14 protein-coding genes are annotated in these 17,785 nt (G+C 50.1%); 4 read left to right on the top strand and 10 right to left on the bottom strand.

Annotated elements, in window-relative coordinates:
* Nucleotides 1–244: 244 nt before the first annotated feature.
* The 10 genes from ACO6UY_RS01355 to ACO6UY_RS01310 all read right to left on the bottom strand — a co-directional run bounded on the left by ACO6UY_RS01355 (nt 245) and on the right by ACO6UY_RS01310 (nt 10,069).
* Nucleotides 245–571 (bottom strand): hypothetical protein, encoded by a 327-nt coding sequence (locus ACO6UY_RS01355; protein WP_422459944.1) that lies wholly within the window; start codon nt 569–571, stop codon nt 245–247.
* Between the two features lie 97 nt (nt 572–668).
* Entirely contained in the window at nt 669–1,064 is a 396-nt protein-coding gene (locus ACO6UY_RS01350) for a basic helix-loop-helix domain-containing protein (RefSeq protein WP_422488836.1), read from the bottom strand.
* Nucleotides 1,054–5,487, bottom strand: coding sequence for a LamG-like jellyroll fold domain-containing protein (locus ACO6UY_RS01345; RefSeq protein WP_422488835.1), 4,434 nt, complete (start codon nt 5,485–5,487; stop codon nt 1,054–1,056). The genes ACO6UY_RS01350 and ACO6UY_RS01345 overlap by 11 nt, the downstream gene beginning before the upstream one ends.
* A 246-nt stretch (nt 5,488–5,733) precedes the next feature.
* Nucleotides 5,734–7,128 carry a Si-specific NAD(P)(+) transhydrogenase gene (gene sthA, locus ACO6UY_RS01340; protein WP_422448911.1) on the bottom strand — a complete coding sequence of 465 codons (1,395 nt, stop codon included), beginning with the start codon at nt 7,126–7,128 and terminating at the stop codon, nt 5,734–5,736.
* A 140-nt stretch (nt 7,129–7,268) separates the two neighbouring features.
* Entirely contained in the window at nt 7,269–7,502 is a 234-nt protein-coding gene (gene nqrM / locus ACO6UY_RS01335; RefSeq protein ID WP_422459950.1) for a (Na+)-NQR maturation NqrM, read from the bottom strand.
* Between the two features lie 86 nt (nt 7,503–7,588).
* Nucleotides 7,589–8,710 carry an FAD:protein FMN transferase gene (locus ACO6UY_RS01330; protein ID WP_422459952.1) on the bottom strand — a complete coding sequence of 374 codons (1,122 nt, stop codon included), beginning with the start codon at nt 8,708–8,710 and terminating at the stop codon, nt 7,589–7,591.
* A gap of 268 nt (nt 8,711–8,978) precedes the next feature.
* On the bottom strand, nt 8,979–9,188 hold the full coding sequence (locus ACO6UY_RS01325) for a BrnA antitoxin family protein (RefSeq protein WP_209201584.1): 210 nt from the start codon (nt 9,186–9,188) through the stop codon (nt 8,979–8,981).
* Entirely contained in the window at nt 9,185–9,478 is a 294-nt protein-coding gene (locus ACO6UY_RS01320) for a BrnT family toxin (RefSeq protein WP_422448917.1), read from the bottom strand. The genes ACO6UY_RS01325 and ACO6UY_RS01320 overlap by 4 nt, the downstream gene beginning before the upstream one ends.
* A 44-nt stretch (nt 9,479–9,522) precedes the next feature.
* Entirely contained in the window at nt 9,523–9,810 is a 288-nt protein-coding gene (locus ACO6UY_RS01315) for a hypothetical protein (RefSeq protein WP_422459953.1), read from the bottom strand.
* Entirely contained in the window at nt 9,803–10,069 is a 267-nt protein-coding gene (locus ACO6UY_RS01310; protein ID WP_209202371.1) for a type II toxin-antitoxin system ParD family antitoxin, read from the bottom strand. The genes ACO6UY_RS01315 and ACO6UY_RS01310 overlap by 8 nt, the downstream gene beginning before the upstream one ends.
* A gap of 346 nt (nt 10,070–10,415) precedes the next feature.
* Between ACO6UY_RS01310 and ACO6UY_RS01305 the strand changes: the two genes are divergently transcribed.
* From ACO6UY_RS01305 to ACO6UY_RS01290, 4 genes are all read left to right on the top strand, one after another.
* Nucleotides 10,416–11,789: an L-serine ammonia-lyase gene (locus tag ACO6UY_RS01305; protein WP_422448921.1), complete on the top strand. Its 1,374-nt coding sequence runs from the start codon at nt 10,416–10,418 to the stop codon at nt 11,787–11,789.
* A 123-nt stretch (nt 11,790–11,912) separates the two neighbouring features.
* Nucleotides 11,913–14,849: an aminomethyl-transferring glycine dehydrogenase gene (gene gcvP, locus ACO6UY_RS01300; RefSeq protein WP_422488833.1), complete on the top strand. Its 2,937-nt coding sequence runs from the start codon at nt 11,913–11,915 to the stop codon at nt 14,847–14,849.
* 13 nt (nt 14,850–14,862) lie between these two features.
* Nucleotides 14,863–15,993 carry a glycine cleavage system aminomethyltransferase GcvT gene (gene gcvT, locus ACO6UY_RS01295; RefSeq protein ID WP_422459959.1) on the top strand — a complete coding sequence of 377 codons (1,131 nt, stop codon included), beginning with the start codon at nt 14,863–14,865 and terminating at the stop codon, nt 15,991–15,993.
* A 376-nt stretch (nt 15,994–16,369) separates the two neighbouring features.
* Nucleotides 16,370–17,740 (top strand): YjiH family protein, encoded by a 1,371-nt coding sequence (locus tag ACO6UY_RS01290; protein WP_422448927.1) that lies wholly within the window; start codon nt 16,370–16,372, stop codon nt 17,738–17,740.
* Nucleotides 17,741–17,785 lie beyond the last annotated feature (45 nt).

Here is a 17,785-nt window from a genome sequence, read left to right as displayed (position 1 = left end):
GGTTGTATATAAAGCGAGCTCCCTGAGGATTACTTGATGATCTGAAGTGAGCATGGCAACCATCTCGAATTTCGTCGTTGGGGATGGTTGCTTTTAGCAGATTATGCGCCGGAACTATTGTGCTTATAAAACTCTAAAGTCGAGCATCAATAACAGACACCGGTAGTACTCAGCAGGCTTGCTTATCGGGGAGCGAGCCTGAGGTCAGGGAGCCAACCACAATAAGTCATTAGAGTCCAGACTATCAGTTACCCAACCCACCAGATTTAAAGCCTTTTGCTGTAGTTAACCCACCAAACCTGATCGAAACGACAATTGATCCCCCCCCACCAGACAGAAGAAATGACTGATGGTAACGCTTCAATAATTGAGCACCAAAGGAAACTTCGCGAAGAGCCAGCTTACCAGCTCTATAATTTGCGTCCAAAGCAGCGCAATCAGAAATTACGCTGGGGACCAAAAACTTCACAATGATTCCACTTGCATAGAGCAGAGAAGGAGCCGCTACCAGAGTGATCCCGATACACAGAACGCAAAAAATCGTCAAAGGGAGCGAGACCAGAATAATCATTCTTACCTTAGCAACGCCCTGTGTGATTCTCAACTGCAGATCAAACCTTCAAACCGTTATCCCCTGCTGCGCTTCAACGATAGCTCCATTCAAGCAATCAGAAAGGTCCGGGAGGATTTCTGAGCTGCTGTTCAAGGGCTCTAATGTATACACATGCCTGTCTTAATATCTGTACTTTTGTTAATGACTGTTCAGCCCCTCCGGGAATTTTATTTTTAAGTACTAAGAAGGCGTCGTTAATTTTACTGACACGATGTTTTTCTCTAAGGCTAGCCATTCGCCTATGCTGATCATAGGTCATACGCGGTCTATTTCTTTTGGTGAGATAGTTACATTTCCTTGCAGTTGATGTGGAAGAAACGTCTCGGTGATCAACTTGATGAACATCGAACTGCTTGAACGTTATATCTTTAGCAGGATTTATTCCAATAGCGCCAGATGATTCATCTGATGGAGTCTGATTTGGCTGTATTTTTGTTGTATTAATATCCATCTGATTTATTACCTTCTTCATTTTGAATGAAAAAGTACTCGATATTGAGCTTTTTAGTGCATTTTACTGGCGCTGGCATGGTACCTTCAGAAACCTCAAAGTTATCGAAGTATGCTGTACGTCCATACTCCGTTTTCAGAAATAGGCCAATACGGCTTCTGTCTACTGCGAAGCCATAAGATGTGAGCTTCTGCATGCCATTACCATCCAAAAGATCATAGAAGAATGTGTACCTGTCAACCCCGAAGCCATTACCATTTTCAATCACTTCCATACGCAGTTTGACCTTGCCAGAAGCGTTGGCACTGACGTTAATAAGCGGGCTATTGGTACCGAGGCCTTGAAGGTTAATAAGTCCATCACGGCCACTCCAGTAGTCCAGGCCATAGGAGAATACCGGTTGTGCACCATCTTCATCCGCATAGACAGTAAGGCCTGCAATTTGACGATTTTGTGCGGTGTTCAGTTCGAGCTCTGTTTCCACTGCCCAGGACTCAGAGGCGGGTGCTGTAAAATAAGCAATAGGGCCATTGTTACGTGCCTTCCACATATCCGTGTTGCCCATAGTGGTAATGTCGAGACGATCATTAACCTCATCGATGGTAATAGAAGCCAGTGAGCTATCAGGGATATCCGCAGATAAGCCAGAGTCGGTCAGCGTAGCGCCTGCAAAAGACGTCGAATGAGTAGTAAGCAGCGGCAGCCCCACGGTGTTGCCAATTGAAATGGTAAAGGTCTGTTCAGAAGAGTAACCATGTTCATCGGTTGCACTGACAACAAGGCTGTATGAAGGTTTCAGGTCAAAGTCCAAAGCCGCTATTAAGGTCACAGTTCCATCAGGGGCAACTGCGAAATGACTGAGTCCATCACCGCCCACTGCAGAATAGATGACGGTTGTGTCGCCACGGTTAGCATCCGTTGCAGTGAGCGTCATAACGACAGTGTTGACCGCCGTATCCTCCATTACCAGAAAAGCATTGCTGGTGAATTTCGGAGCCTGCTCAACCTGGTAATTCAAGTCAAAGAATGTTTCCTGACCCCGGTCATCGACAACCTTGAGGTTTATGGTCTGTGCATCAGCATTCGTTACCCCCTCATTAGAGTAGACCTGACCACTACCATGAACGTTCAAACCCGCTGAAAAGGCACCACCCCATGGCCCATAAGTACCAGTGGCCGTATTTTTATGGAAGACGAGGAGTTCACCTCCCTCAGGATCGCTGTAGTATTGGCTGAGATCAACAGGTCCAAAGGGTTTACTTCCCTCAATCGTACCAAGGTCAATGGTTGACTGAGTGATCACCGGAGCCTGGTTGGTATGAGCCACATAGCCAGAAGCCACTTTTCGGAAGCTGGAGGTATCGCCCCGGATACGACTGGCGTCAGCCATAATTGCATCCACACGCCAGAAAACCTGGTCGTTGTCGTTAACTGTCTGTACAACTTCAGTAGGGCTGCCAGTCCAGGCCGCTATCAAGCCACTGTCCGGGTTATCAACATCCGTTTTGTTTGAACTGACAAAGAGTTCGTAGCCTGCCGCATCGTGTACGCTTGTCCAGTCAAATTGAACATCTCCCGCAGCAACAATACCGTTATAAGCCGGAGCAATCGGGACTGGTTTGGTCCGTTGATAATTGGCAGTGACCTGAGCGTCATTCAGGGCATAGTTAAAGCTTTGAATCTCATCGATGAGCCCGTTAAAGCCCTTACCAAAAGTCAGACTGTTAAAGTTATAGGTATAGCCCACGTGGGTGGCGGAATCGACGAGCTGACCATCGAAGAAGAGTTTGTTGATACCACCATATTCATGGACCATGGTTACCTGATGCCAGGTTCCTGTTGCAATGTCTACGGCCCCTTCATTGGTGTATTTGGCATTGATCTCATTCCACTCGATGGCACCGGCCAATTGTGAAGACGGCCAGTGCATTTTAATGCCAGCGCCATGGTTGAAGATATCAATGTTGAGCGACTCTTTACCATAAGAACCGTGGAGCAAATTGACGTTAGCAGTGATCGCATTCGCAGGATTAAACCAAAAAGAGAGTGTCATGCTGTGATGGCGTACAGAAGGTATTACATCATTGCCGATCACCAGGCCATGGGTGTCGATAGATGTGTCGTACGCCTTGCCACTGACGCCACCGGAAACGACAGCGGCCTCATTGACTGCTACTGTAGTGCCACCAGAACCCAGGGTTTGTGACTGGCCTGAAGCAACATGATCGAAGTCAATTAAGCCATCGACGTGCGGTGTTCGTTTAAAGAAATTGAATTTCCGGGTTGTGGTATAACCACCGGTTTCCTTGATATCGATATGAGCGACTGACTGACCTTCATCGAGGTTCACGGCGGCAGTATTCGCTGTAGCAGTGACAGTGATTGTCTCGTCTGCTGCCAATGAAGCAGATGTCCTGTCAAGGCTTAACCACGGACTGTCTGTTTGAATTACCAGTGTCTGATTTACATCTGTGTTGTTGGTAATGTCGTATTCCTGATGTGGTAATTTGCCATTACCATCCCAGTCATAGACGACTTCCTGCGTCGGGCGGGCGATGATCGGGTACGTTGGCTTCATCGCCTGTGGAATCACCTGGATGGACGGATCGCCATTGAGTGTCCAGAGAATATCACTTCCTGTGAGACTCCGATGACCATCACACATTCTATGCCAATGTGCCAGTCCCATGGGCTCACCTTTGGTGAAAATATCGAAGCGGCTATGACGGTAGAACGGTTCACCAACACCATTATTTTTGCCAAGTGACGCCACCGGGCGAGTCCCTCCCATGACACCAATGGAACCATAACGCAACTGGGAGGCACAAAGGTTATTGTCGAAACCAACTTCACACGCTTCACAGGAGCCGATCTCAGATAAGTACGGGCGGACATTGTTACCATGGTTGCGTGAGAGATCGACACTGAGGCCGCCTTGTGTCCAGGTGGGTGTACCATGGCCACCGGTACGGATATAGCCAATATCGTAGTTGGTCAGGAAGTGATCATTCTGCCACTGTTGGAAATCCGTCGGCACATGACCATCGCCAACAACACCTCCGCGAACCCGATACTCAACGCCTGCAAATTCGTAGAGAGCGGCATTGATATTCCAGGTTGTGTCATTGATATCCGGTCTGTAGCGCCAGGTGGTATCGGCCTCGTTTTCGTAGTCGATAAACTTCTGCAAGATCGCATCCACATCACTGTATTTGCCAAACTGACTGCCTTCACCCGCCACCTGGATACGACCAACGAGGACATTCCACTGCCCTGAATGCCCTTTACCCCAATCGCCATTACTGTAAAGAATGCCATCGCCATCGGCATCAATCGTTTCATTCACCAGGTCCACGTAGTAATGATCAGTAGCCGCTACCCCATAGGTATACTCGTACCAATCTGTGACTTCACCCGCATCGACTTTGGCCTGGCGTTCAAAGCGTGAGATACCGCCTTTGGCAATGGCCATCGGCACATCGCCCCGGTAAATATCGGGATCACCGACCATAAGGACATACAGAATATCCTTGCTCTGATAGTTATTACGCAACCAGGTACGTATGTTATCCGCCGCATAGGCACCATGACCGCCACCGTGATCTTTTTCAGTGACAACATGTACAGTAAAGCCGATGGCTTCTTTATGGGCGATAAAGTCATTTAACTTTGTCAGATTTTTTCTAAGTTTCTCGGTGGTTACAATTGCATAGCCTTTACGGTTAAGACGGACATCATCCACATCTTTCATTGGCGATGGCGTGTCGAAGTTACCATTGCCGGTATACCATTGGGCTCCGAGCATTAAAGGGGGCCTCTTCGTCTCCCACGTCTGGCCAAGGGGATTCCACCACCGCTGGATGTTAACTGGAGTCAAGACGATACGATAGACTTCCATCAAGCTGTCATTGTAGTCGTCTAATCCTTTTAAAAATGCTGTGTGCTCTCCTTCGCCAGGCGTAGCTGTACCTAATTTGATACTGGTTAGATCACCACTTGTCTGGGCCAGAGTAAATTGAAGCGCTTCCGGGCCGATTTGTAACTGAACGCTCTTACCTGCAGAGCTGGCAGGGACATTTCTGAGCAAAAGGTTCACATCGTAAGAAATGTTCTCCAGACCTTTGATTGTCCATTCTGCTTGAGAACCAGCGGAACTTCCGCTGAACAATAAGTACTTTGCGCTTGCTTCCCAGGTGATACCTGCCCCCAGTTTGGCGTCCCAGCCGCGCAGGGTGACCACACCTGCGGCGTTAGGCTGAGGGTTGCCTTTGGGAATATCTGCAAAAGTGAGCTGTAGGGATAGTAGAGATATCAATAGAACCAGCCACACCTGTCGTTGAGCCATTGTTTCTCGCAGGCTGGTAGCGAGGTCCCGGTAAATGTTGAAAGCCGGGGTCACGAAAGCTGGGGGCAAGTCTTTCATGGTTCACAACTCTGGTCGTTTACGGTGATAAGAGAAAAAGGCGGCAAAAAGAGAAGGCGGGAAGCAGTGGCAGGTCTTTGCATAAAAGCAAAATTCAAGTCCTGCCTCAGAAACGTTCTTAGTATAACAAACAGAATCACCCTCTGTTTGGATGGTCAGGCTAAAAAGAGTGTTCCGGAATTTCAGCAGCGCCCGGAAGCAGCCGTACTCCGGGCACTGCTGAGATGAGAAGCCAATTAAGCAGGATCAAAACAATCGGTTCAGCCCATCCAGGGCAGCAACACGGTAGGCTTCCGCCATGGTCGGATAGTTAAATGTGGTATTCAGGAAATAACGGAGTGAATTGGCCTTGCCCTCTTGCCGCATCACCGCCTGACCGATATGGATAATCTCCGAAGCCTGGTCACCAAAACAGTGAATGCCCAACACTTCCAGGGTATCCCGGTGGAAAAGAATCTTCAGCATGCCGACCACCTCGCCAGTGATTTGAGCCCTGGCCAGCCTGGAGAAAAACGCCTTGCCCACTTCATAGGGAATGGCATCTGCCGTCAGTTCTTCTTCGGTGCAACCCACAGAGCTGATTTCCGGGATGGTGTAGATCCCCGTAGGCACTTCATTGACAAAGTGCCAGTCCTCACTGTTACAAAGGTGTGCCGCCGCCGAGCGTCCCTGGTCATAAGCGGCACTGGCCAGACTGGGCCAGCCAATGACGTCACCCGCCGCATAAATATGGGGTAATGAGGTCTGATAGCTTTCATTAACACTTAACTGCCCACGGCCATCGGGCTTAAGGCCGATCATTTCCAGCCCCATTGCCTGGGTATTGCCTGTCCGGCCATTGGCCCAGAGTAACATGTCGGCCTTGAGTTTCTTGCCCGACTTGAGGTGCAGCACCACGCAATCATCCATGGTCTCAAGTTTCTGGAACTCTTCATTATGACGGATAATGACGTTCATTTTGCGCAGCTGATAGCTCAGGGCATCGGAAATCTCTTTATCAAGAAACGACAGCAGCCGCTCACGGGTATCAATCAAATCCACCAGCACACCCAGACCAGAGAATATCGAGGCATATTCAGAGCCGATTACACCGGCACCGTAGATAATCATGCGTCGGGGCGTAGAAGACAGCTCCAGAATGGAATCACTATCAAAAACCCTTGGATGGTGAAAGTCGACACCGGGTGGGTGGTAGGGACGGGACCCGGTGGCAATCAGAAAGTTGGACCCGAACAGACGCTCCGTATTCCCGCTGGGCTCAGTCACCTCCAGAGTGTGCTCATCAATAAAGACACCACGGCCAAAGTAGAGATCAATGCGATTCCGGGCATAGTACATGGTCCGGGACTGTACCTGCTTCTGGATCACCGATTCCGCCCTTTTCAATACTTTGGGAAAACTGAACCAGCGGGGGTCACCAATCTCACGAAACATGGAGTTGGTATTGAAATCCATGATCTGTTTGACAGAGTGGCGCAGAGCCTTGGATGGAATCGTACCCAGGTGAGTACAGCTGCCACCGACAAAGTTAAACTGCTCAACAACAGCGACCTTTTTACCAAGCTTGACGGCATTCATGGCCGCCCCCTCACCCGCAGGCCCCGACCCAAGGATGACCAAATCGTATTTACTGACACCCATTTATTCGATTCCCCCGGTTCCAAAACATTATCTGTTTATTCTTTTTTACAGCTTATACTTTGAGTGCCCAAAAAGCTTTACACCAGGAGGCTGTCACTGGTGCCTACAACCAACAAAAAAACAAACGTAACCAGAAACGATTACGCCTTTTCACTCTTATTTGCAGCCGTCGCGTCATAAAACAGGTCATCATTCACCTCGGAAAGAGGATCTGTTTTGTCGCCGCCGCCACAAATGACACAGCTGTCCTTCAGGCCAAGATTACTAAGGCCACCACAGGAGCCTTTAATCGGCTTATTGGCAAAAATCACACCCACTGCCATAGCCGCAATGAGTACCAGAAAAGTACAAAATGTAATCAGCATAATGGTCATGACTGATTCCTCCATTATTTACCATGAAATGGTCAGGTGATACACGGAACCTGTTTATTGAAGCGCTATTTCCCGCTCAAGGTTGTTCATGGCTGTTGAACCAGGTAAGGCTTAAAGGCGTCACTGGTTACCGTTGCAAATCCTTCATCGGTATAATAGGCAAAACGTGCCGCAATACCCAGCCTGTTCGCCAGTTCCAGTCCTTTCTCATCCCCCAGCACCATAAACATGGTGGCCAGGGCATCGGCCCGGGCCGAGGTATCGGCAATGACAGCCACTTCCGCTACCCGCTTGGCTTCAGGCCAGCCGGTAACGGGATTAATGGTATGCGAGTAACGCTTGCCATCGACTTCAAAAAAATTCAGATAATCACCAGAGGTTGCCAGCGCCTTGTCCAGAGGCTCAACCAATGCTGATACGCCGTTTTTTCCCATTTCAGGACCGATCACCGCCAATCGCCAGGGGTTGCCATTCGGCTTGACACCCTGAACCAGCACTTCGCCACCAACCTCTACCATAAAGTCCTCAATACCCTGAGCCCTGAGAGCCGCTGCCGCCTGATCAACACCATAGCCCTTGGCGATGGAACTCAGATCAACAAACAACGCCTTTTCACGGGTCAGGGTTGAGCCTTCAGGATCCGCTTTCAGACTCTGATAACCAACGTTGGCCAGGGCTTCCTGAATAGCGGTTGCCTCGGGAATATGGCCCGGATACTGGTCCTCTATCCATTTGACAAATTCCGGAGCATTGGCCAGCGAGCGGGAGTCACTATCCTCGTGACTGTCGTTGACGGCAACCCATTGTGTCGGGCCAAAGCCCCACAGGTTCACCAGGGGGCCTACGGTAATATCGTAGGCTCCATCCGACAGATCAGAAATCGCCCTGGCTTGCTGAACCAGCTGAACAATATCACCGGACAGTTTAAACGGCTCCCCTACCGGGGCCCGGTTAAACTGCATCAGCTCAGAGTCAGGCTTATAGGTTGACATCCGTTGATCCACATCAGCCAGGGCATCCTGAACTACAGCGGACACATCCTTTACCGGATGACTGAACAGAGTCGCTACATAACTGACGTTATAGGTCGTTCCCATAACCTGCCCCTGAAAGCTATTCAACCTGGGCCGCGTACTCAACACCAGAAATACCGCCACCAGCACAATGATGGCAGGTATCAATGATCGCTTCAGAGATCGGGAAAGCAAGTGGAGCTCCTGATAGATAGTGGTTCAATAGGGCGTGGGTCAATCTCAGGTAGCTCTCTTAACACAGTACGGGCAAGGATAACTACCTTATGTCGGTGCGCTGGAAAAGATGCTCTGAGAAAGCTCCCGGCTGAAAGTCTGGCCGGATTCTAGCACCTGCCCGTGGGATAATCATCAGGGATTAAACGGAACGATTCGGGCAGTTACTTAGGAGGCTGACCGAGAATAGACTGCAAGATTCAAGACCCGAGACTGGTTTCTGCTGAAGCTACCGCCAGGACATCGACAGTTTCCGCTGATTGGCAGCACAATCTTTAAGGTAGAGATTAATCAGACTCTGATAGGGTATCCCCATTTCGTCAGAGAGAGCTTTAAAATAATCAATCACATCCTCATCAATGCGAATGGTCATCTGCTTTTTCAGCTTCTTGGCGTAAGGGTTTTTTTCGCCCTGACTAAAATCATACTCTTCTCTCATGGCTTCATTCTCGCTGTGTAGATGTCGGTTTCTTTTTTGGTTGCACTCCTCGCGGAAAAAATCCGGATCACCTCATCCATTCGGTAACAGTGACAGACAACTAAAATTTTCAGGCTTGCAGTCATACCAAGAAGGATAAAACGGTCATCCATTCCCGAGTGATCCGGGTCGCCTATGAGCAAGCCATTCTCATCAAAAAAGACAGTTCTGGCTTCATCAAAGCTGATACCGTGCTTTCTGAGATTACTACGGGACTTATCATCATCCCATTCAAAGGTAAGGTGCTTCATTCAACAAAGTGTAACTACAATGTAGTTTATTTCAAGCAGTCAGTTTAGGAAATCGGTGTCTTGAATCTTGAACTTCGTCCCAACATCGCCGCCCCATCAACCACCTGAGAAAGAAGCACTCCTATCCCGCAGGCTGCTTTCTGTAACTCATCAAGCAACTCATTTAAACGTGCTGGTATGTCCATACTGCTGTGCAAAATAGACAGGACGTATAAAACTTCCGATTGCGCACCATCGGAGGATTTTACAAATACAGTTTGTAGGTAAAGAGCCAGATTTCTTCCTGCTGAGCAATGGCTACCGGGTGAAAGCGGTAGAGTTCGCTCACTCATCACCTCCGGAATTGTTCAGTCTCTTTCTGGCTCTTGCCTTGATGTCATCAGCGTTGAGTGATTGAAACTCGTCTTCCGGTGTATTCAAGATGGGCTCCAGATGCCCTTTTAACCATTTGGCCGACTGTTCTTGCTGGCGTTTGTCGTTACGGATCAGGTCCCTCAGATAGTCGCTGGCGCTTGAGTATTCGCCTTGTTTAACCTGCTGGGCAACCCAGTCTCTGAGCTGGTCGGGTAATGAAATATTGAGTGTGGCCATAATTGTCTCCTTTATCATTTTATGACTGAATATTAGCAGATATTGGCAAAATTTGGCATTTTGGCAGGAGAGGGCCTACAAGCAACTTTTTACCATCACCATCAGGTCGCTGTGAAAATTTGTTTCTTATTGAAAACTTGTTTATTGATGTGGGAGGAAGGTATTGTTACGCTTGCCGTCAGGAATTCAGTGATCTGGTCAAAACCCGTTAATAACCCATTGATGCCTGGTTTCAGGCTGCTCTCTGTTAATGGCTCTTTATGACCATCTTCCTTTTGATAAATAACAAAAAAATAGCCCTGAAAGCAGATATCACAAAAATATACCAACAAATGGAGTCATGGCGATGAGCTTAAGTATTCTCGATTTGTTCAAGATTGGTGTAGGCCCTTCCTCATCCCACACGGTGGGTCCAATGGTAGCCGCCAACCGCTTCCTTGACGCCCTGCTCCAACAGGGGCAGCTTGAGAATACCCGTCAGATTCGTATTGAGCTCTACGGTTCCCTGGCCATGACCGGTGCAGGTCATGCCACCGACACGGCCGTGATGCTGGGCCTTATGGGTGAAAAACCGGACCAGCTCGATCCTGACCAGGCTCCGGCATTGATCAACAATGTCCGCAGCACCGGTGAGTTGATACTTGCTAACCAATATCCGATTCCTTTCATTGAAGATCAACACCTTCACTTTTTGCATGGTCACTCGCTTGCCAAGCACCCTAACGGTATGACGCTAAGAGCTTTTGATGCAGCAGGCCTTGAGCTTTTTCATGACAATTATTACTCCGTGGGCGGAGGGTTCGTACTGAATGAAGAGGAAACCGAACAGACAACTTCGGCAACGGACATTCAGGTCCCCTTTCCGTTCAATAACGCTCAGGACCTTCTGGATATCGGAGACAGAACCGGACTCTCCATTGGTGAAATTGTCCTGGAGAATGAACAACATCTGGGAAGATCTGACCAGATCCAACCAGCGTTGCTGAATATCTGGCAGGTAATGGACCGCTGCATCAACCGTGGCTGTGAGCAAACCGGGGTACTTCCCGGCGGCCTGAACGTCAATCGTCGTGCACATCAGCTGCATCAGGAACTGTTGAACCGCCCGGAAGACCAGCAGGATCACCTGGAAGTCATGGACTGGGTCAACCTGTTTGCCATCGCTGTCAATGAAGAGAACGCCGTTGGTGGTCGTGTCGTTACCGCGCCAACCAATGGTGCAGCCGGTGTTATTCCGGCGGTTCTGGCCTATTACGATCGTTTTGTTCCGGGCAGCAGTGAAGCGGGTATTGTGACCTTTCTGGCCACCGCTGCTGCCATTGGCATGCTCTATAAAAAGAACGCCTCAATCTCGGCCGCTGAAGTGGGTTGTCAGGGGGAAATCGGGGTGGCCTGTTCCATGGCGGCAGGCGCTCTGTGCGCCGTCATGGGCGGCAATAACCGCCAGATTGAAAATGCCGCTGAAATAGGCATGGAGCACAACCTGGGCCTGACCTGTGACCCGATAGCCGGTCTGGTACAGGTCCCCTGTATTGAGCGCAATACCATGGGCGCTGTCAAGGCCATCAATGCGGCCCGCCTGGCCCTGAAAGGTGACGGGCAGCACCGGGTATCCCTTGATGACGTCATTGAAACCATGCGTCAGACGGGGCTGGATATGCAGGATAAATACAAAGAGACAGCCACCGGTGGCCTGGCTGTCAATGTCGTGATGTGCTGAAAGCCCAAATTGAAAACAACATTTGTCTTTTATTTCCACTACTGACCTTTGTCTTTAACAACAAATCAGTCAGTTCAAAAAATTTTTATTAAAATAACGTAATAGTGAAAACAGGACGACAACATGGCCGTTGAACACACTTCTACTCTGCCGACACTGGCAGAATTGGAACATAACGATGCCTTTACCCATCGTCACACAGGTTCTGACCAGCAGGAGCAGCAGGCCATGCTGGCAAGTCTCGGGCTCAAATCGCTGGCAGAGCTGATCAATGACACCGTTCCGGGCAGCATCCGGTTAAACCGGGAGTTAGCACTTCCTGCGGGAAAAACAGAGCAGCAGGCCCTTGCCGGGCTCTATGAGCTGGCCCGGCAAAATACAGTGAATAAGTCGTACATTGGCATGGGTTATTACAACACCGAAGTGCCCAATGTCATTCTGCGTAATCTGCTGGAAAACCCCGGCTGGTATACCGCCTATACCCCTTATCAGCCCGAAATCTCTCAGGGCCGGTTGGAAATGCTGCTGAACTTCCAGCAGATGGTTATGGACCTCACGGGTATGGAAGTTGCCAATGCCTCCCTTCTGGATGAAGCAACTGCCGCTGCCGAAGCCATGACCCTCTGCCTGCGCAGCGTGGGACGCAGCAAAGCGGCCTCACAAACATTCTTTGTGGCCGATGACGTGCACCCACAAACCATTGATGTGATGAAAACCCGCGCCGACTGGCTGGGCATCAACGTTATCGTTGGCAACCCCCATACCGAACTGAGCAATCACGATGTATTTGGTGTGCAGCTTCAGTATCCGGGCACCTACGGTAACATCACAGATATTGAGAGCATTGCCGCCATGGCCCGGCAACAGGGTGCCATGGTTTCAGTAGCCACGGATCTGCTGGCCCTGACATTACTGAAATCTCCCGGGGAACTTGGCGCTGATATTGTTCTGGGTAACAGCCAGCGCTTTGGCGTGCCCATGGGCTTTGGCGGCCCCCACGCTGCCTTTTTTGCCACCACCGGTAAGCTGAAACGCTCAATCCCCGGCCGGGTTATCGGGGTATCCAAAGACAGCCGTGGCAATACCGCCCTGCGTATGGCAATGCAGACCCGTGAGCAACATATTCGCCGGGAAAAAGCCACTTCCAACATCTGTACTGCCCAGGCTCTGTTGGCCAACATGGCGGCCGCTTATGGGGTCTACCACGGTCCGGAAGGGTTAAAAACCATTGCAGAACGCGTACACCGCCTGACCCGAATCCTTCATCATGGACTCACTGAAATGGGTTTCCAGTGCAACCAAACCTTCTTTGATACCCTAACCTTCAAGGTTGGCAGTGAGCAGGAAACCATTATCCAGCGGGCGCTGAAATATGGTTGCAACCTGCGCCGAATTGGTTCTGACCGCCTGGGTGTCAGCCTTGATGAAACCACCCGCTCTGAAGACATTATTGAACTGTTCAATATCTTTATGGGTGACGGCAAAGAGCTGAATATTGCCTCTATTGACCGCCAGATCTCGGCCAATAACAGTCAGCTGCCTCATACCCGGAGCACCATCGGACTCTCACCGGAACTGCGACGTTCAGACAGCATCCTGAGTCACCCGGTATTCAACAGCCATCACTCAGAAACCGATATGATGCGTTATCTGAAGCGGCTGGAAAACAAGGATTACTCACTGGTTCATGGCATGATTCCACTGGGTTCATGCACCATGAAACTCAATGCTGCAGCAGAAATGCTGCCGGTTTCCTGGCCGGAATTTTCCAGTATTCACCCTTTCACGCCCAAAGATCAGGTTCCGGGTTACCTGACCATGATCCGGCAACTGGAACAGGCTCTGGTGGAGATTACCGGTTATGACGCCATCTCCATGCAGCCAAACTCCGGAGCCCAGGGGGAATATACTGGCCTGCTGGCTATCCGTAATTATCAACGGGCAAACCGGCAGGAGCACCGCGATGTATGCCTGATCCCCTCTTCCGCTCACGGCACCAATCCCGCTTCAGCGGCGATGCTCGGGATGAAAATTGTGATTGTCGCCTGTGATGACAGCGGTAACGTGGATGTCAATGACCTGAGAGCCAAAGCTGAAGAGTACAGTGAACGCCTCTGTGCTCTGATGGTCACCTACCCTTCCACCCACGGGGTCTACGAAGAAGAGATTCGCACCATCTGCCAGATCATTCATGATCATGGCGGCCAGGTCTATATGGATGGTGCCAATATGAACGCCATGGTCGGTGTCTCCCGCCCGGGTGATATCGGCTCCGATGTCTCCCATCTCAATCTGCACAAGACCTTTGCCATTCCCCACGGTGGTGGCGGTCCGGGTATGGGCCCCATTGGTGTCAAGAGCCATCTGGCACCTTACCTGCCCAACCATTCGATAAGCCCGGTCGAAGGCCATAATGAAGGCATTGGCGCCGTATCTGCTGCGCCTTACGGCAGCTCGTCCATACTGCCCATCAGCTGGATGTACATCACCATGCTGGGCAGCCAGGGTCTACGGGAGTCAACAGAGCTGGCCATCCTGCATGCCAACTACATGGCAAAACGGCTGGGTGATCATTACCCGATTCTCTATCAGGGCAGAAACAACCACGTTGCCCACGAATGCATCCTTGATATTCGCCCGATCAAAGAAGCCTGCGGTATTACCGAGGAAGATATTGCCAAACGCCTGATGGATTATGGTTTCCACGCTCCGACCATGTCTTTCCCCGTGGCCGGAACCCTGATGATCGAGCCAACCGAGTCCGAATCCAGGGAAGAAATAGACCGCTTTATTGATGCGATGATCTCAATCAAGCAGGAAATTGATCAGGTCGCCAACGGCACATGGCCAAAGGACAACAACCCTCTGGTCAACGCCCCCCATACCATGGCAGACCTGGCGGAAGATGAATGGCAACGCCCATACAGCAGGAAGGTCGCGGCATTTCCGTCAGCTGCCGGTCATAAGTCGAAATACTGGCCTGCGGCGAATCGCATCGACAACGTTTATGGCGACCGCAATTTTATCTGTTCATGCCCCGGCATTGATAATTATCAATAAATGGAGATGAGGTATGTCTGAAGCGTCTTCTGAAAGTCTGAAGAAAACCCCGTTATATGCTCTTCATCTGGACCGGGGAGCAAAAATGGTGCCTTTTGCCGGTTATGAAATGCCGGTACAGTACCCATCCGGGGTTAAGAACGAGCATATCCATACACGCAGTAAGGCCGGGCTTTTTGATGTCTCCCACATGGGGCAGCTGAAACTGTCCGGTGAAGGGGCTGACCATTTCCTGGAATCCCTGGTACCGGTTGATATTGCAGGCCTTGCCATTGACCGACAGCGTTACGCCCTGTTTACCGATGAGGCCGGGGGTATCCTTGATGATCTGATGGTCACCCGTTACCACGACTGCCTCTACCTGGTGGTTAATGCGGCGTGCAAGGCGCAGGATATTCAGCATATCCGGTCCAGACTGCCGGAAGGTATCAAGCTGGACGTTCTCGATGACCGGGCACTTGTTGCTCTTCAGGGGCCCATGGCCGCAGAGGCTATGGCAAAGGTTGTTCCTGAGGTGGCTGAACTGGTCTTTATGGACTCCCGCCAGCTATCCATCGATGGGGCACCCTGTTTTATCAGCCGTTCCGGGTATACCGGGGAAGATGGCTTTGAGATTTCCATCCCGGAAAAAGACGCTGAACGCATCACCCGGCTACTGCTCGACCATCCGGAGGTTGAATTAATTGGCCTGGGTGCCAGAGACTCCCTCCGGCTGGAATCGGGCCTCTGTCTTTACGGCCATGATATGGATGTCAATACCACCCCTATTGAAGCGAGCCTGATGTGGGCCATCAGTAAAAATCGTCGTCATGATGGTGAGCGGGCAGGCGGCTTCCCCGGAGCCGAAAAAATTCTGCAGCAGATTGAGAACCGACAGGTGGCCACCAAACGCATTGGTTTGGTTGGCAGTAGTCGAGCCCCGGTTCGTGAAGGGGCAGAACTGGTTGATGATCTTGGTCAGCCTATTGGTCGGGTAACCTCCGGCACCTTTGGCCCAACAGTTGGGGCACCGGTTGCGATGGCTCTGATCAACGCTGATTATGCGGCATTGGGAACTGGAGTGTATGCACTGGTCAGAGGTAAAAAGTTGCCAATGACCGTCAGTAAAATGCCATTTATCGAACAGCGTTATTACCGGGGCTGATTGATATCTCATAATGACTGCCGACTTACAGTTGGCAGCTTTGTTGATTCATTATCCCTTCTGGTTCCCATATCAATATCACCATCCTCATTTCTATCGTTAGCCAATGCAATGAGTATCACTAATCCTTGATATTCAATAAAAAATCAAGGAGATAGGTCTTTTCCGGGGTAGAAAGTTAATATTTATTAGGAAATAATGCATAATCAACCTAAACAGAGTGCAATCAACAGCTGGCAACCTACTGGCTGCGATATGCACTGATTCATTTAGACCATGACCACACTCCTGACTCATTTATTTGCTGGGCAGGAAATTTGAGGTTTTTGGATCATACTTTCGTGCATGGCTGAGTTTGAGGAGCCCAGGGCTTGTTATGAAGCAGTTTACAGCCGTAAAAAAGAGAGAGACCAGCCTGCGTCACTGGTTAACGTTTTTAATTCCATCACTGATTGGTCTGTTGCTATTTGTCACTCCGGTCAGTATTAATGATGAATTTACCATCCCTGTTGCCCTGCTGGCCGGCGGGTTAAAAGCGCTGCTCAAAGACCAGCTGACCACCATCATTACTATTATTGTCAGCTTTACCGGATGCATCACCATCATTACCAAGCTGTTTCAGCCAAAAGCAATAATGACGCGCCCATTTCTTAACTCTCTGTTTGATATTACCCCACTCTGGTGCCTGGTAAGGGTTGCTGGCATGGTCTTTGTCCTTTCCAGCTTTTTCGAGTTTGGTCCGCAAGCCATCTGGTCAGGAGCCACTGGTGGCATGGTTTTAAATGACCTGATGCCGACCCTGTTTTCGGTCTTTATCTTTGCCGGACTTTTGCTGCCACTGTTAATGAACTTTGGCTTGCTGGAACTGCTGGGCACACTGATGACACGCATAATGCGGCCGGTATTCAATCTGCCCGGCCGTTCAGCTATTGACTGTATTGCCTCATGGCTGGGGGATGGCAGCGTTGGTATCCTGATGACCAGTAAGCAATATGAAACCTCCTATTATACTCAGCGTGAAGCTGCGGTGATCGGTACCACTTTCTCTGTTGTTTCAATTACCTTCTCACTGGTGGTGATTGCCCAGGTGGGTCTGGAACACATGTTTACCCGCTTCTACCTGACCGTCTGCTTTGCCGGGCTGGTTGCCGCTTTTATCGTCCCCAAGCTGCCCCCCCTGTCCAGAAAAAAAGACGTGTTCATCTGCGGAAAAACCCGCAGTGATGATGATGAAATTATTCCTCAGGGTACCAGTGCTTTTGCCTGGGGTCTGGAGCAGGCACTGGAGAAAGCCGCAAAAATCACCCATCCCATGAAGATCATTCAGGATGGTTGCAAGAACGCCATCGATATGGTGTTTGGGGTACTGCCAGTGGTGATGGGTATCGGTACCATTGCACTGATCATTGCCGAATACACCCCGGTCTTCCAGTACCTGGGCATGCCTTTTCTGCCGTTGCTGGAGTGGTTACAGATTCCTGAAGCCCAGGCGGCCTCAACCACCATGATGGTGGGCTTCACCGATATGTTCGTGCCCTCTATCCTGGCGGCATCCATTGACAATGATATGACCCGGTTTGTAATTGCGGCATTATCCCTGACTCAGCTGATTTACCTGTCTGAGGTGGGTGCTTTGCTCCTGGGAAGCAAGATTCCGGTCACCTTGTTTGAGCTATTTATTATTTTTATTCTAAGGACGCTGGTCACACTGCCCGTTATTGCCGCGATTGCCCACCTTATCTTCTGATACCGAAAAGTGAGCCTCAGATTGCTGAGGAGCCTGTCGGACGCT

Source organism: Endozoicomonas sp. ALE010 (assembly GCF_049310165.1).
Lineage (GTDB): Bacteria > Pseudomonadota > Gammaproteobacteria > Pseudomonadales > Endozoicomonadaceae > Endozoicomonas.
This window is presented reverse-complemented; position numbering and strand designations above follow the sequence as displayed.

Excerpts from the sequence above, each read along its gene's own strand:
- ACO6UY_RS01355 (WP_422459944.1), bottom strand. The coding sequence starts at position 571 with ATGATTATTCTGGTCTCGCTCCCTTTGACGATTTTTTGCGTTCTGTGT.
- ACO6UY_RS01350 (WP_422488836.1), bottom strand. The coding sequence starts at position 1,064 with ATGGATATTAATACAACAAAAATACAGCCAAATCAGACTCCATCAGAT.
- ACO6UY_RS01345 (WP_422488835.1), bottom strand. The coding sequence starts at position 5,487 with ATGAAAGACTTGCCCCCAGCTTTCGTGACCCCGGCTTTCAACATTTAC.
- sthA (WP_422448911.1), bottom strand. The coding sequence starts at position 7,128 with ATGGGTGTCAGTAAATACGATTTGGTCATCCTTGGGTCGGGGCCTGCG.
- nqrM (WP_422459950.1), bottom strand. The coding sequence starts at position 7,502 with ATGACCATTATGCTGATTACATTTTGTACTTTTCTGGTACTCATTGCG.
- ACO6UY_RS01325 (WP_209201584.1), bottom strand. The coding sequence starts at position 9,188 with ATGAGAGAAGAGTATGATTTTAGTCAGGGCGAAAAAAACCCTTACGCC.
- ACO6UY_RS01320 (WP_422448917.1), bottom strand. The coding sequence starts at position 9,478 with ATGAAGCACCTTACCTTTGAATGGGATGATGATAAGTCCCGTAGTAAT.
- ACO6UY_RS01315 (WP_422459953.1), bottom strand. The coding sequence starts at position 9,810 with ATGAGTGAGCGAACTCTACCGCTTTCACCCGGTAGCCATTGCTCAGCA.
- ACO6UY_RS01310 (WP_209202371.1), bottom strand. The coding sequence starts at position 10,069 with ATGGCCACACTCAATATTTCATTACCCGACCAGCTCAGAGACTGGGTT.
- ACO6UY_RS01305 (WP_422448921.1), top strand. The coding sequence starts at position 10,416 with ATGAGCTTAAGTATTCTCGATTTGTTCAAGATTGGTGTAGGCCCTTCC.
- gcvP (WP_422488833.1), top strand. The coding sequence starts at position 11,913 with ATGGCCGTTGAACACACTTCTACTCTGCCGACACTGGCAGAATTGGAA.
- gcvT (WP_422459959.1), top strand. The coding sequence starts at position 14,863 with ATGTCTGAAGCGTCTTCTGAAAGTCTGAAGAAAACCCCGTTATATGCT.
- ACO6UY_RS01290 (WP_422448927.1), top strand. The coding sequence starts at position 16,370 with ATGAAGCAGTTTACAGCCGTAAAAAAGAGAGAGACCAGCCTGCGTCAC.